This is a genomic window from Streptomyces sp. NPDC050743 (assembly GCF_044456925.1).
Classification (GTDB): domain Bacteria; phylum Actinomycetota; class Actinomycetes; order Streptomycetales; family Streptomycetaceae; genus Streptomyces.
Genome location: NZ_JBITGJ010000004.1, coordinates 124,479 through 139,618 on the forward strand (window position 1 = coordinate 124,479; position 15,140 = coordinate 139,618).

Consider the following 15,140-nt stretch of genomic DNA (forward strand, 5'->3'; position numbering starts at 1 on the left):
GCTATTCGGTTGTGAATGGTCGTTGTCTGCTGGCCTTTCACAGTGGCGGTTACGGACGTGGCGGTGGACTACTAATAGTGCGGAGGAGTCCCGGTTTGGGTAACCGGGACTCCGCCGCTTACTTGCTCGCCCGGCCTGGTAGTCAGGTGCGATGGGGGGCGGACTCTGGGCTCCAATGAGGCTGGCCAGGATGAGCCGGATCTGCGTGGGGTGCGCCTGACCAGATTCAGTTCGCAGAGGGCGCCGCGGGTGAACGGGACTCGGACGACCTCGTAGTCGCCTCGTTCGGGTTTTGTAAATTCCGTGCCGATCTGCGCGGTCACTTCCATCGCTACCAGGCGGGCGGCCAAGATGTGCTGGATGCCGATGCCGCCGTTGAGGTTGTCGGTGATCAGGTAGACGAGTTCAGCGAGGTCCACTGTGCCGCCGAGTTCTTCGAACACCTCGCGGTGGAGGGCCGCTTCGATGGTGTGGTCGCCGGCTTCTACGCCGCCGCCGACCGTCACCCAGTAGGGATCCCGGCCCGGCTTGATGCACTTGATCAGGACAAGTTCTTCGTCGTCGAGGAGGATGGCGCGGGCGCTGCGCCTCACGACGTCGGCCATGGCGTGAGTTCCTTCTGGCCGCGGTGTGGCATGCACAGGGTCGGAGGGCCGCCTAGCGGCGACCGGATCTCCAGCCCGGCGGACCCAGCATGAAGCAGGCCGTGGCCAGGGTGAGGTGTACGCGTGCCTGACCAGTGTCTCAACGTCTGAGGTCTCCCAAGTGTTGAAGACGGCAGGCCAGTTCGTTGAGAGGCTCGACCACAGGGCGAGGGCTGGTCGTGTCGCGCGGCCAGCGGGGTTCGTGCCGCGAAAAGACGAGGCGGACCGGCTGGCTTCTGCGGCAGACTGGCCCGCCCCGCGCTGGGTGCGTCGCTCCCATGCCATCGAGATCGTTTGGAGGAAGGCGATTGACTGAGTCCGATCAGCCGGCGGCCCGGTGGAAGAGCGAACCGATGACGACGCGGCTCATCGCCGCCGTACTCGTCACGAATCCCGACAACGGCAGACTCCTCATCTTGCGCCGGAGCAGTCACCTGGATTTCGCACCCGGCGAGTGGGATGTCCCAAGCGGCAAGGGCGAGCCCCGGGAACCGATCACTGCGACTGCGGTACGAGAACTGAAGGAGGAGACGGGCGTCGTGGTCGCCGAGGCGGACCTGCGCCTCGTCCACGTGGTCCATGGCTGCTGGGGAGTGGAGGTCCCGGGGATGTTCATGGCCCTGATCTTTCATACCGACCGGTGGAGCGGAACTCCCCACAATGCGGAACCGCACAAGCACGACACCATCGCTTGGGTGCCTCCGAACGACCTTCCGCAGCCCTTCACGCACACCACCCTGGTTGCCGTGCAGCGGTACCTGGACGGGGGCCCGATCCTTTCGTTCGACGGTTGGTCAGAGGCCGGATGACGGTCAGTTCGGGCGGCTTCCGCGGGAGCGTTGCGCGGCGTCGTGAAGCTCAGCAACGAGCCGCGCAGCTTCCTTCCTCCCTGGCTGGCTCCAGCCGGGGATCCTCGGGGTGCGCGTGCGGCCCTGCGACCTTCGCACAGTAGAACAGCGCCATCAGCAGGCCGGACCTGCTCTCCAGGTCGGGCCGCCGCGCGCTCCACACGCGCTCCGCCAAGGCCGGGACGGCGAGGGAATGGCCCCAAACGGGCGGTGCCGGCCTCCGAGAAGACGGGCTCCCAGCACGAAGTCCTCGCGCGGGCCGCCGCGGCGGCGCGTACGCGGCCGGGCACCCTTCGCCTTCACCGGGGCTCGGCGGCCGGCCAGCTCCAGCTCCTCGATGTTGATGCCGAGGATCTCCTCCCCCCCGGCGCGTACGGGTGACCCCTTCCACAATTGCCCTGTGGGCTTCTGACCAGTCATGATGGCCTGCGGGCGGTCCTGATCTTGATCAGACGTCCTCATGTCACGCTCGCTCGAAGTGATGTGCCCGGTGGGCTGCTGGGTGCGGTGGTTCTCCGCACGGCTTGCCTTCGGCCCTGGGCGCCGAAGGGGCGGTGGGTCGACATGGGCCGGGATTGTCAGTGGTGAGTCGTAGCCTCTTGGGAGCGATGTGGTGCGTGTTCGGCATGGGGCCGAGCTGGAGCGCAGCGGGCGTATGTGGCTTCGCGGCTGAGCCCTCCTCCGGAAGCGGCGCACCACTGGGAGAGAGGACCAAGGATGGCCGCGCTTCCGACCCAATTCGGAGAGGCCCTGAGCGTTGTCGAGCCAGATGAGGACGCCGCTCACGCGCAAGTCGCACACGCGCAGGTATCGAAGGTGCTGGAGGGTGACGAACGCCTTCGTGGGCTTGGTGTCGATCCGTTGCTCATCGGGTCGTACAAGCGGCACGTTTCCATCAAGCGGGTGAAGGATGTCGATGTCTTCGCACGGCTGACCAAAGCCGACGGGTCTCTCAGGCCAGGGGCAATTCTTGATCATGTTGCCGATATTCTTGGCGTGGCGTTCCCGGGAGACGTGGAGCGTCAGCATCGCTCGGTCAAGGTCGACTTCCCCGACTACGACCTGTCGGTGGACGTGGTGATCGCACGACCGTGTGGAGATCACTGGGAAATTCCTCAGCGGATCGAGGAAGACGGCCGGGCGCGGTGGGTGGAGACCAATCCGACCAAAATGACGGAGCTGACAACCGCGGCGAACAAGTCATTCCTCCTGTATGACGACGACGATGACAGCGGCGTCTATGTCCGGATCGTCAAACTCGTCCGACAGGTGCGCCGTACGTGGGTCAATGACCAACCGGGTGGCTACTACTTCGAGGTCCTGACCTACCACGCCTTTCAGGAGTTGCAGCCGGACGAGCAGACGGTCGCCGCATACCTCACTCGCATCCTGCGACGGATCGCCGAGATGCTGCCGGAGCACGTGGATGAAGGACCGGTCGATCCCACATTGCCCGATAAGACGATCAAGACGAAGGCCACGTCAGAGCAGATTGAGGCAGCGGCAGACCAGATGGCGAAGGCTGCAGATCTCGCCGAGGCGGCACTGGATGAAGAAGATCGGTGCGTTGCAGCTGTGAAGTGGCGTCAGCTGCTGGGTACGACTGAGAACACCGAGGTGCCGGAGGATGTCTTTCCCCTGCCCGACTATTGCAACGCGGACGGAACGACCAAGAACAGGAGTGTCCTCAAGGGTGCGCCGGCAGTCCCGGCGGGGCAGGACCGCTACGCGTGAGCGGGGCCGATGGCTGGGATGCTGACCTGCTCCGCGAGGGCTTGGTAGCACGTGGCTTCACCGACGACGGTGTACGCCTGCGAGGGCCTGTTCCCTGGCGCGGTGCTGGTGGTGCCGAAGCCCGAGCGCGCGTGGAGATCGAAGTCGACGAACGCTTCCCCTTTTATCCACCGCAGGTCCGACTTCTTGACCCGGGTTCACAGCTGGAGGTCACCTTTCATGTCGACCGTGCAGCTCGTCCTGGAGTCTCCGGCAACTTGTGCTTGTGGGACGACGCATGGCCGGCCGACACGGCACCGTGGACTGATCCCGACGAGTTGCTGTCCCGAATCGCTGGCTGGCTCGAGCAGACAGCGGTTGGATGGCCGGGAGACAACGTTTGTGATCTTGAGCGGTACCTCGAAGCTGACCCGACGACGTTCGTGCTCTACGACGCCGAGAGCCTGGCTCGCCTTGAGGGCCACGCTGTGCGCACCCGCCGCGGCTCCACGAGCGGCACGGTGGAGATCCGGAATACCCCGCACCGTTTGAAGAAACGGGCAGGGCGCCCTGGATTCAGCCGGGCAGACAGGCAGCTTGTGTGGGTGGAGGATCTGGGACAGATTCACAGACCTGTCCGGTCCTGGGCCGATATTCACGACGTACTCGGGGAGCGCGCGGCTTCGGTAGAGCAACTCGTTGCAGCTGGCGTGGTGAACCTGGTGCTGCTCCGCTATCAACGCGGTGACCAGCAGTCGGTCTTGGCCCTGACGGTGAAGTACGCGGCCGATGAGATCAAGGTGCGAGCCTGCGAGAGCGCGGACACCAGCAGTTTCACACGGCAGATGCGGGCCGGCACGATGGCGCCACAACTCGCGGACGTACCCATCGCCATCGTCGGATGCGGTGCCATCGGATCGTTCACGGCCGCTCTGCTCTTCCGCGCGGGGGCCCGGCGTCTCACCCTTATTGATCACGAACGACTACGCCCCGGAAACGTCGTACGACACCTCGCCGGCCTCGAACAGGTCGGCGCCTGGAAATCAGAGGCGGTCCGAAACTGCCTCACGGCCATCGACCCGGCGATCGACGCAGTGCGGTCCCTGACAACGGCAATGACCTCGGCCGATGAGGCCAAACTGCTGGTCCAGCACCACCGAATCGTTGTGGACGCGACAGGAAGTGCACGCGCCACGAGTATGCTCGCCTTCGCTGCGAATACCACCGACGCCGAAGCGGACAAGGCGGTTGTGACAGTCTGTGCGCAACGTGACGGAGATGTCGTACGCGTCGATCGACTTCCGGCCCGGGGTGTAGAGACCTTTCTCCCCCCGTTGCCTGCTCTCGATGATCAGAACGAGCTGCGAGAGAACGGCTGCGGGAGCCCTGTTTCGCGTACCCCACCGACAGCGGTCGTCGCCGCTGCCGAACTGGCTTGCCGCGTGGTGCTCGACGAGTTGGCAGGACATTGCGAGCTCCCAACGTCCGTCGCGTTTGTGAGCCGTCCTCAACCAGAGCAGCAGTACACCCACATCGGGCTGGTGCACCCGGGGCCCATGCCGCAAGATCAGGTGGTGACGTGAAACAGCGGCACTTGGAAGCCATTCTCTTTGCCAGCGCTCTGGACGTCATTCGAGCAGCCGCGTCTGCCGCTGGACGCACCGAGACGGGAGGTCTATTGCTCGGCTGGTGGGAGGACGACGCCATCGTGGCCCGCTACGCCATCGAGGTGCCAGACCCGGATGCGACGACGTCGTCCTGGACGCGAGCGGATCACCGAGCGCAGGACGCGCTCGACCGGGCGCTCACGGACTTGGACCACCCCTGGCTCGGCTACGTCGGAGACTGGCACACCCACCCCGCACGCTGCGGCCCAAGCAGCCAGGACGAGCAATCCATCTGCAATGCCTCCCGCGGATACAGCCAGCCGCTGCTGTTGCTGGTCCACCGCAATGACGACACGTTCGAAGCACGCTCTGCCGACCAGGGGCACCTCTGCCCACTTACAATCCACCACCGGTCTGACGACAGGTGATGCGGCGTCAGCGTGCGTGGATGCGACTGTCAAGGACGCGGCAGCGCGAACGTGTCACCGAGCTTTCCGGCCGGGCGAAGGGGTGCACGGGCCCTCGTTCGTCTAACGCATACAGGGAATTGGGGAACGTGTGGCGTCGCAGAGAGTGACTTGGTTGCTGCGGTTCCTGACCTCCGCACAGGGGCTGTTGACCATCACCGCATCCGCAGCGGCCGGCCTCGCCGTGGGACTGCTGCCCAACCTTGCGCAAGCAGTGCCAGAAGTGGGAGGACACCTGTGGTGGCTTGCGGTCGTCGCCGTTGCCGCCGTACTGGTTTTCGCCGTGTCCGCCACACTGCTGCACGGCAAAGAAGGCGTCGGCATCGTCGTCATCGTGAGTGAACGAGGGTGGGATGTCACACGGCTGCCCGCACTGCGCGCCGACGCCCTGCAGCGGCACCCCAGCTGCTTTACCGTCAACGTCTCCGAACTGCTCGGAAGCCAACAACAGGATCCCGGCGACGCTCACGACCGTGTTCGCTTTGCACACCGCGTTCTCCAGGCCCGGATTCTGGAGGCGGAGCAGCCGTACGAGAACGTCTCCCTCTACGTCACCGCGCGCCATCACGATGCGTACCGACTGGGCGAGCTCCTCCGGGACCAGCGCCACACCTCCCTCCGGCTGATGAGGCAGTCCCACGAGGACGGCGTCGGCATCTTCGAGGCTCTCCGCCTACACAGCGAACTGACCCGCCAGCCCGATACCAAAGACTTGCAGACACTGCGCGACGTGCTGGCACGAGACCCAGAGACCGACGGCCCAGAGTGGCTGTCCTTCGACCGCCCTGACGGAGACACAGCGCGACGGATTGCGCTCATCCTGCCGATGGCCGGACACCTGGCCGGCACCCGGGAGAAGGCACTTGCTGCCGCACGTGCGGGCCAGCATGACGAATACCTTTTCACCGGATCCCCGGCAGACCGAGAACACTGCGTCGGCGCTCTGATCTTCGCCACCCGGTCGGGCAACGTCCCCGATCGACGGGACGTCTACGAGGCACTGGTTCGATATGTCCACCACCATTGGAATCTCAAGATGACGGGGATGCTCGCGACGCAGGGCACGGCGCTGCGGGGTTGGATCTTCACTGACGGCCCGACCGAGATCGCCCTCACCCTGGGATACCTACTGGGACGACAGTCTGACCTTGTCCCCTGGCGGAGAGACAGCAGCTGATGGACACGTAAGGCTGAGTCGGGTGCCTGGTCAAGGTTCGTGATGAGGATTCGAAAGGTCTCAGGCAGAGAAAACGTCAGGGCGCGGTAACTCCTCGCGCCCGGGGGCCTTCTGCGTCCGCGGCCCGCAAGTTCTTCCTTAGCGCCGTGGCCCGCTCGGTGATTTGCGAATGAGCCATTCTCGTGCTGACCTCGATCCCGCTTCGGCGGCGGCCTGGTCGAGACGCTCGGCGTCATGAGTTCGATCCTTGACGAATCTGAGGTGGGCTGTCGACGACGGCTGAACTCTGGGCGTAGGCGGATCTTCGTGATCACCGCGCGTCGTGTCCGGGTGTGGGCGACAATCGCCCCTCCGGGCGTGGTGCCCGGCAGGCACGATGCACGGGGCGGGTCGATGGACGACGTACGGGAGTTGCTGGCCGAGTACGGTCAGTGTCACAGTGACGAGGTGTCGGAGCCGGACAGGCACCGGCTCCTGGTCAACGTGGTGGCGGCCCTGATCCGGCGAACCGACGCCGAGGCGACGGTGGACTACCACTCGCCCGATGATCCGGCCGTGTTCTTCGAACTCGCCGGACGCGACTACGTGATCACCGTGACGGCTGCGTCAGGCACCGATGTGGCCGAGTCGGCAAGGGCCGCGGTGCGGGCCCTTGACCAGCGGGACCTGCCTCCTGGTGTGCGATGGGTCCTAGTGTGTGCGAGGACTCCGGCCGGTGCGGTGGACGATGGCCTGCGCGCGGTCCTGGGAACGCGGGGTGTGCTACTCGACCGGGACCATCTGGAGGCTGCCGTGTGCACCCTCGTCCCGCTCGCGATGCTGATCCGGTCGGCGTTCCGCACGCCGCGGCCGCCGTACACCCCGCTGCACGAACTGCTGCTGCAGGAGCCAGAGGAGCCGGCCCCTGCCCTGTCCCTGCCGACGCGGCCATCCGGACCGGTCACCGTGCCGGCCCGGACGGAGCCGGGCATCGTGGCCTCCGTAGTCCTGGCCGGAGAGGACTGGCCGCTGCCGCCGAGCGGGCTTGCCTGGGAGTCGGCCGAGCGGGCGCTGATCACCACCGAGGCCGGGCTGGCCGAGGTGGATCTGCAGCGTGGCGGGGTGCGGTGGCGACTGCCACTGCCCGGAGTGCATGGCGCCGCTGTCGTGCTGCCGGACGGAGCCGTGTGCGTCCCGTGCGGGCCTGCGGTAGTGATGTGGCGCGACGGTGAACTGCGGGCGGTAGGCGGGGGGTTCGAGCCGCATGCGAGTCTGCTTCTCGGCCCCGACGCGAGCGTGTGGGTTCTGTCCGGGTCTGGGGCGACGTTCGGCGCCGGCACCGGCTCGACCCTTGCACTCACGCGTCTGAGCGATGAGGTCGGCGATCAGCAGCGGTTCTCCATCGCCTTCGACGCGGCGGTGCGGTCGGCCGACTGGCTTGACGGGCGGCGCTTCTTCCTCGCCGCTGGCGGGCACAGCGCCGTCGTCGACCTCGCCGTCGGTACGAGCGTCGGTGAGCGGGAGGACTGGACGCCGACGCCGGTGTCCTATCCGGGCCACATTGCCTGCATGGGGAGTGACACGGTCCTGGTGGCCGGGCGGGCCGGAGCCGGTATCGGCGTGGAACTGCACACCGTCGACGCGGCGGCCCGCAAGAGCGACCCGGTGGCCGCGGTGCAGCTCGGCGAAGTCCTCGGACTCGCCCAGGCGCCGGAGGGCGGGCCCGCCTACCTGCTGGGTTCGTTGCCGACGAACGATGTCGGCGTCGTCCACCCCGTGCTGGTGAAGATCACCGGCCACGCCCCTGCCGTCTGCCCCGCGGTCGAGGAGGAACCGGTGCCGGTTCCCGCCGCTGATCCATACGCCGCGGTGCGTCAGCAGGCTTGCGGCAATCGCGGCGACTACGCCCTGGAGAAGTTCCCGATGCCGGGCGGCGAGGGCGGTATGGGGATCGTCCACGAGGCCGTGCACAAGCCGACGGGCACCGTCGTCGCGTTCAAGAAGCCGAGGTCGCTGCGCGAGCAGCTGACCGCACGGATGCTGCGCGAAATCGAGGTCGCCCAGGCCCTCGGCGGTAACCGCCACGTCATGCCGGTCCTCGACTCGAGCCCGCGGGCCGAGTGGTTCGTCATGCCGCTAGCCCAGGACACCGCCGAACGCCTCCAGCCCCAGCTGCAGCACGACAGCCAGGAACTGCGGGCCCTGGTGGACGCGGTCGCGGCGGCCCTGGCCGATGCCCACCGCCTGGACTACCTGCACCGGGACATCAAGCCCGCTAACATCCTGCGCCTCGACGGCCGTTGGGTACTCGGCGACTGGGGCATCGTGCGCCGCCCCCGCGGCCAGACGACCAACCCCAAGCGCACTGGCACCAAGATTGGCACCGCTGAGTTCGGGGCCCCCGAACTGTCCGTCGACCCCCACAACGCGACACCCTCCAGCGACATCTTCAGCCTGGGAAAGGTCATCGGCTGGCTGCTGACGGGCATCGAGCCCGAGGCGAACGTGCCCCTTCTGCCGGCACCGGGCCCCTGGCGCGGCGTCGTGAGGCAGTGCACTTACCGGGACCCGCTCCAGCGTCCGCAGACCATCGCCGAGTTCCTCAACCTGGTCGAGCGGGAGACGTCGCCTCACATCGACTTGCCGATCGCACGTGCCCAGCAACTCGTGACGGCCGCCCAAGAGGGGGACATCAATGCCGCCGGCCGGCTGCTCGCGCTGGCCGCCGACCACAGCGACGACTACGAGCTCTACCTGGACGTCCTGCTGAACCTGGAGATGAAGGCCGCCGCTCCGCTCCTCCTCGCCAACCCCGAGCAGGCCCTCACACTCGTGCACGCGATGACCGGGCACGTCCAGGGCGACGGCAACGGCCAGCCTCACTGGAACGAGTCCAAGAGGGCCATCGCGTGGCTTCGCGGCGTCGCTGTCCGCGCCGCCCGGGAAAAGCAGTGGGAACTGCTGGAGGAAGCGGCCCGCGGTATGTGCACCTGGGACGCGGCGTCCAACGAGTGGGACCAGCACGACGCCATCCGCGACTGGCTGCGCCAACTGCGCGGGCAGGCCGCTCAGATCCTCGCCGCCGTCCTGCGTGAATACCCCGACAGCGCGGGGCACTTCGCCGATCTGACGCGGGAGCGCACAGTGGACATGGCCATCCGCGGCGCCATCAACTCCGCAACCAGTGGCTGACCCCACCCCGCCCGGCGAGCAGTTCCGTGTCTGTTCATCGCCCCGGCCGACCGTACGCCCCCGTAACGGTTGGACAGGCGCGGACCGTGCGCATCACCAGCAGAGCCTGCACAGCAAGGAGTTCACGAGGGACACCGGGCAGTACGAGCACAGCCATACCCATGCAGCAAGGAACAGCGGTGATCGGCTACTCGCAGCCCCGGCCTGACGTAGGAAGCCACCAGCTACAGACGGTCAGCCCCGCCGACCGTGTCGTCGACCCCGAACGTCTGGAGAGTGTGTTCGTGATCCGCCGAGCGCCCGTGTAGCCGATTGAGGGCCGAGCGGTGAGCTCTTATTGGTGACTGTTCGGCTACTCATCAGCTGATCTCAGGCGGGCTGCCTGATGAGTCGACCGTACGCCGACCGGGTGTCAACAGGGGTGCTAGCCTGCCGCGATGAGCAGCTCAACCACCGGCCTCGTGCCGGTGCACATTGGCCAGCCTGAGCCCGGCTCCGAAGAAGAGCAGGGGCTGCTGCTCCGCAGGGAGCGAGCTCTGAACCGGATGGGCCCGCCAGAGCCGCTGCGTGTCCCCGGCGACGTGCCCTGGGAGCGGCACGGCCTCGTGCCGCGATGGTGGGGCATGGAGAGCAGCGACTGTCCGGCGGCCGTGGAGCCAGGCTTCTTCTCCGGACAGGGTCATGAGGAGTTCCAGCGCTTCCTCGGCGGTGCACGGCAGCGCGGCGAGGTCGCTCTGGTCTTCGCCGTCGTCGGCCACGCGGACGGCGACCGCCCGCGTAACCCGCTGTCGTCGGTGGACGCCTCCGTACGCCTCGGTGACCAGTCCACCAGCGCCGGTGGTCGGCGACTGCCTAAGGGGATGCGGCCCGAGATCGCGCCGGGCCTGGAGGGTGCCGACCGTGATCTGGCGATCCGGCTGCTGACCCGCTCCGAAGGTGCGCCGTGGTGGAGCCTGAAGTTGTATGGCTCTCAGTCGTACAACGGCGACGGTTCCGGCAGGGTGGACCACCCCGCTGCGGGCGAACTGCATCCCATCCTCGTCGACTCGCTCGGGGAGCCGGTGGTCGCGGCCTGGACGCCGCCGGAGGGAGACCAGCGGTGGTATCTCATCCCCGATGCCACCCGCTGGGAGAGCGTCCTGGGCTGGCTGGTGCACCGGGCACTGCCGGAATACGTGCCCGCAGCGCTGCGCCGGGCCCGGTCCCCGTTCTTCATCGACCCCGATCTGCAGACCGTCGGTGAGCAGAGCGCCCGCGACGCGCTGGAGGACCTGGAGGCGCGGTACGCGGCCGAGAAGCAGCGCCTGGAGGATGAACTGCGACAGGCCAAGGAGACAGCGGAGCCGGTGCGGTACGGGCTGCTGTACGGCAGCGGCACCGACCTGGTCCATGCGGTCGCGCGGGTGCTGACCGCGGCGGGAATGCACACCGTGGACCTGGACGAGGAACTCGGCGGGACGAAGTCAGCCGACCTGCTCGTCGGCGCCGACGGTATGGCATCGCGCCTGGTCGAGGTCAAGGGCGCCTCCGGTCCCGCACAGGAGCATCTCGTCGGGCATCTCCAGCGGCATCTGGAGACCTGGCCGCAACTGCGGCCCGACGAACCGGTCTCCGACGGCGTACTGATCGTCAACCACCAGCACAAGCTGCACCCGTCGGAGCGGACGGCGGCGGTGTACGCGCGGCCCGAGTTCGTCGCCTCGCTCGACTCACTACCGGTGACGGTCATCAGCACAGTGGAGCTGTTCAACTGGTGGCGGGCCGCAGACTGGACGGCGATCCGCACCGCAGTACTGGGCGACGCGGCCGCGACCGCACAGTCGGCGACGCCAGTGAACCCGCCGCAACCGCCGTCCGCTCAGCGGCGCCGGTGGTGGAGCGGCGGACGGCACCAGTAGCGGCACGTGGTGGGGCCACTGGCTTCACCTCTTGCCCGCGATGCAACCCTTCCCGAACCCGCGTCCGGCGGCCTACGCTGATCGGCCAGGGCCGCCGTGATCACCGGGAGTTGTGAGGCGCGGCGGGAGGAGGGGACAGCAGGACCGGGGGCAGGCCGCCGCCCGTACGCAAGCACCGGGACTGCGCACCGACGCCACCCGGGAGCGCGTGCTGGGGCCGGGCAGGGCCGCGTCCACCCGGCAGGGGGAGGGCCATGAACCGCTGGGTCGGCATCGTGTCGCTGCGCGAGACCGCGCCGCCGACACCCGTGCACCGCATCGCGCTCGCCATCGACGCCGCGCGGAACCGGACGTCGTACCAGTTGGCCGGCCAGACAGTGCCGTACGCGCGGATGCGGTCGGCGCTGCGCACGCTCGGTCAGGAACACGCGCGCCACCACGAGTGGGAGCGGTACGCGTACTGCGTCGACCTGGCCGGCGACTTCTTCGACGGCGGCCACCCCCCGACCGGACTGCCCTCCTGGCTCACCAACGAACTCCAGAACCTCCTGGACGGCAGGTCCGGCACACCGCCGACCGGCGGGCGGAAGGCGCAGGGAGCCCCTCGGCGCACCGACTCGCGTCGTGCCCGCCAGCGCCCGGCGTCCACCCGCCGGGGCTGGACCACACCCCCCGAAGCTGCCCGCCCGTCCCGGCCCGCGCGGTCAGCCCCGCCCGCGACCGGACAGCGTCCGTCGCCCGAGCCGGTCCGGCCCTACTCCCGAGCCGAACGGCGGCTCGACGTCCACGACGTCACGTACCCGGCACTGTGCGAGCCGCCCGTATCGCTGGTGGGCACGTACGGGCAAGAGGTCCGCGAGATCGTGGGGGATGCCGTGCGCGGATGGGACCCTGGCCCCGAGGTCACCGCCTGGCTCGGCCTGGCCGCCGAACACCGCAGTCACCTCTACGAGAGCCACCACGCCGACCAGGTCACACCGCACGTGCTCGGCCTGCTCGACCGGCTCGGCGCCACCGCGCTCGACGTGATTCTGCTCGACGCCTATGCGCGATGGGCGACCCCTCGGAAGGTGGGCGAACAGTCGAGCGAACACGCCCGGCGTCGTGCCGCCGCCGGCCTTGCGCTCGGCGCGTGGGCTGCCAAGCAGGGGCTGGTGCGCATGGGCGCGGGGGAGGCGCAGCAGCCCGCCAGGTCCGTCTTCGAGGGAGTGGCCCGGCAGATCCTCGGCGTGCTCAGTCTCTGTGGCGAGCATGAGGTCGCCCGGCGGCTGGTCACCTCCGTGTGGCCCGACCTCGACCGGCCGTCCGCGGAGACGGGAGCCGATCCCGTCACTCTGGCGCATACGGCCTTCCACAAGGAAGGACTGACATACGACTACGACGAGGAGGGCCCGGACCACCGCAAGGTCTTCCGCGCCGCTGTCCGCACCGGAACCGGACGCACGGCGGAAGGCACCGGCCAGTCCAAGAAGGCGGCGCGGGCGGCTGCGGCACGAGCGCTGCTCGACGCATACCCGAAGGTGGCCGCGGCGGCGGGCGTCGAGCGGAAGGCGACACCCGCGAACCTGCCTACCGCGTCGCCGCTGCCGTACGCGCAGCCGGGCAACCGGCACCGGGATACGGTAAGCGACCTGGCGGCCATGTTCGAGCTCGGCCATCGCGCGGACGGGCTCCTCGCCCAGGCTCTCACCCATGCCTCCTGGGTGCACGAGAACCAGGCGGCGGCGACCGCCGCCCGCCAGCGCGACAACCACCTCCTCGCCCACCACGGCTCGCACGTGGTGGACCATCTCGCCGCCCACGTCCGCGTCCGCCGGGCTCTCGCGCTCGGCCTCGCCCCCGACGAGGACGAGGCGCGCATCCTCACCGCCTCGGACGACGACACCGCTCGGCTCGGTGCGACCCTCCAGCTCGCGGAAGGGCTGCTGACGAGCCGCGGTGAGAGCGGACAGGGCCGCACAGCGGTGTCGGACGCCACCCAGGCGGTCGTCGCCGCGGCCTGGCGCCTCCACGGACCGCGGCTGCTTGGGCGCCGGCCCGCCGTCCTCGACGACTGGCTCTCCGGCCTGGAACACCAGCACGACCCGGTGACCGTCCTCGCCGCCATGGCCACCACGTACGGTATCGACCACGAGTACACCTACGACGTCTCCGGGCTGGACCACCTGAAGAGCTTCACTGCCACAATCAGGCTGCGGGACGCTCGTGGCCGGGTTCATCGGTGGACCGAGCGTCTGCCCGGAACCCCGGGGAAGCCGGAGGCGAAAAAGGCGACCGCCGAGGCTGTCCTCGACATCCTCGCCACCCCCGTCAACGGTGCCGTCGAGGATCTCCCCGCCCCGGAACGGGACCTGCTTGCCTTCCTCCTGCGCGCCCAGCTCGACGGCCTTGGCCGGCCGACGGAACGGCAGCGCGCCCGCATGCTCGCCCGCGGCGACCTAGGCACCGACCTCCTCACCACCGGCGACACCGAGGCGTTTCTTGCCTGGGCAGAATGCGTCCGCACTCTGCTCAGGCCAGACGGCACAGCCGTACCGGACGCGCTGCGCGAGCTATACCAGAAGGTCCTCGATGACACGCGCATCGGGCCCGGTTCGCTCCTGCGCCGCATGGCCGCCGCCCCCGGACCCGACGCCGCGAGCGTGGTCCGGCGAAACGCGGCGGATGCCGTACGGCGAGCACTGAGCAGCGGGCCTCAAGCCGCCTCGGTCCGCGACGTCGTGCAGGACTGGTGGCGCGACCAGGCCCCGGCCACCGGCGTCACGGTCCGCGACGACATGTGTCAGGAGGTCTTCCGTCCGCTCCCGGTCCACCTCGGCGCGCTGGACGAGACCTTGACGTGGTGCGGCGAAGCCGCCGAGGCGGCCGATACCCGCATCGATGTCGAACTGACGGTTCAGGACGGCACACTGCACGTCTGGCTTGGCCTCCACAGGGTGGACGTCCGGGCGGCCTGCGATGATTTCGCCCGCCTGCTGACCCACACCGTTCCGTACACCGACTGCCTGGTCGGTGACGACCATGTATTGCTGCGCCTGCACGGTGATCTAGAGACGGCTCCTCTCTCCCCCCTGGCCACAGCGGGCATGGACGCCTACGTCTCCGGGCCGGTGGGCCGGCGGCGGCTCACTGGCGACGCCGCCGCCGGCCTCAGGGGGGCACAGGACGAGTAGCCGTACTCGTGAGACCGCTCCGCAAGTCGGGCAACGGGCTCCAGCTGCCCTGTCGCCGCAGCTCGAAGGGCGGTCCGTGCTTCTTGGCCCTGTGCCGACCACTCACGCCCAACACCCGTGATGGCCAAGGTGCTTCGTGATGAAGCGGGAGGCCGTCCGCCCTCGTGCGGGGCTGTTATTGCCGTTTTGGCGCGGCGGGACATGTACGTGACTGTTCAGACACCCCATTCGACCTGTACGGGCTCACGGGCCGTGGCGAGTCCTCCGTCGAAGTCGGCGAGGCGTTCGGCGAGGATGGTGGTGGCGATGCGGATGGGGAGTGCCGCCGAGAATTTCAGGCCGCGAACGGCTCGTCGGTCGACGGTGGGCAGGGTGAGGGAGTCGGGGAGTTCGGCGCGGGCGGTCTTCCAGTCGGTGGGGGAAAGGTCCTGGCGGAGCCGGA

General features: G+C 68.4%; 9 protein-coding genes and 1 pseudogene. 8 read left to right on the plus strand and 2 right to left on the minus strand.

Features of this window, described 5'->3' with window-relative positions:
• Positions 1-71: 71 nt before the first annotated feature.
• Complete coding sequence (locus ACIBJF_RS06445; RefSeq protein ID WP_399172568.1) at positions 72-605, minus strand: NUDIX domain-containing protein; 534 nt, start codon at positions 603-605, stop codon at positions 72-74.
• Positions 606-997: 392 nt separating this feature from the next.
• On the opposite strand from ACIBJF_RS06445, the gene ACIBJF_RS06450 reads away from it, so the two are divergent.
• The gene (locus tag ACIBJF_RS06450) at positions 998-1,453 is read left to right on the plus strand and encodes an NUDIX domain-containing protein (protein WP_399172569.1); all 456 of its coding nucleotides are present in this window, start codon (positions 998-1,000) and stop codon (positions 1,451-1,453) included.
• Between the two features lie 49 nt (positions 1,454-1,502).
• Here ACIBJF_RS06450 and ACIBJF_RS06455 read toward each other — a convergent pair.
• Positions 1,503-1,697, minus strand: a pseudogene (locus ACIBJF_RS06455) (hypothetical protein); the annotation flags it as partial.
• Between the two features lie 512 nt (positions 1,698-2,209).
• Between ACIBJF_RS06455 and ACIBJF_RS06460 the strand changes: the two are divergent.
• The 7 genes from ACIBJF_RS06460 to ACIBJF_RS06490 all read left to right on the plus strand — a co-directional run bounded on the left by ACIBJF_RS06460 (position 2,210) and on the right by ACIBJF_RS06490 (position 14,698).
• Positions 2,210-3,226, plus strand: coding sequence for a nucleotidyltransferase (locus ACIBJF_RS06460; RefSeq protein WP_399172570.1), 1,017 nt, complete (start codon positions 2,210-2,212; stop codon positions 3,224-3,226).
• Between the two features lie 131 nt (positions 3,227-3,357).
• Positions 3,358-4,788, plus strand: coding sequence for a ThiF family adenylyltransferase (locus ACIBJF_RS06465; RefSeq protein ID WP_399172571.1), 1,431 nt, complete (start codon positions 3,358-3,360; stop codon positions 4,786-4,788).
• Entirely contained in the window at positions 4,785-5,240 is a 456-nt protein-coding gene (locus ACIBJF_RS06470) for a Mov34/MPN/PAD-1 family protein (protein WP_399172572.1), read from the plus strand. Before ACIBJF_RS06465 ends, ACIBJF_RS06470 begins: the two co-directional genes overlap by 4 nt.
• A 154-nt stretch (positions 5,241-5,394) precedes the next feature.
• Entirely contained in the window at positions 5,395-6,456 is a 1,062-nt protein-coding gene (locus ACIBJF_RS06475) for a hypothetical protein (protein WP_399172573.1), read from the plus strand.
• 393 nt (positions 6,457-6,849) lie between these two features.
• Positions 6,850-9,627, plus strand: coding sequence for a protein kinase (locus ACIBJF_RS06480; protein ID WP_399172574.1), 2,778 nt, complete (start codon positions 6,850-6,852; stop codon positions 9,625-9,627).
• 437 nt (positions 9,628-10,064) lie between these two features.
• Complete coding sequence (locus ACIBJF_RS06485) at positions 10,065-11,525, plus strand: hypothetical protein (RefSeq protein WP_399172575.1); 1,461 nt, start codon at positions 10,065-10,067, stop codon at positions 11,523-11,525.
• A 254-nt stretch (positions 11,526-11,779) separates the two neighbouring features.
• On the plus strand, positions 11,780-14,698 hold the full coding sequence (locus ACIBJF_RS06490) for a putative dsRNA-binding protein (protein WP_399172576.1): 2,919 nt from the start codon (positions 11,780-11,782) through the stop codon (positions 14,696-14,698).
• Positions 14,699-15,140: the final 442 nt, after the last annotated feature.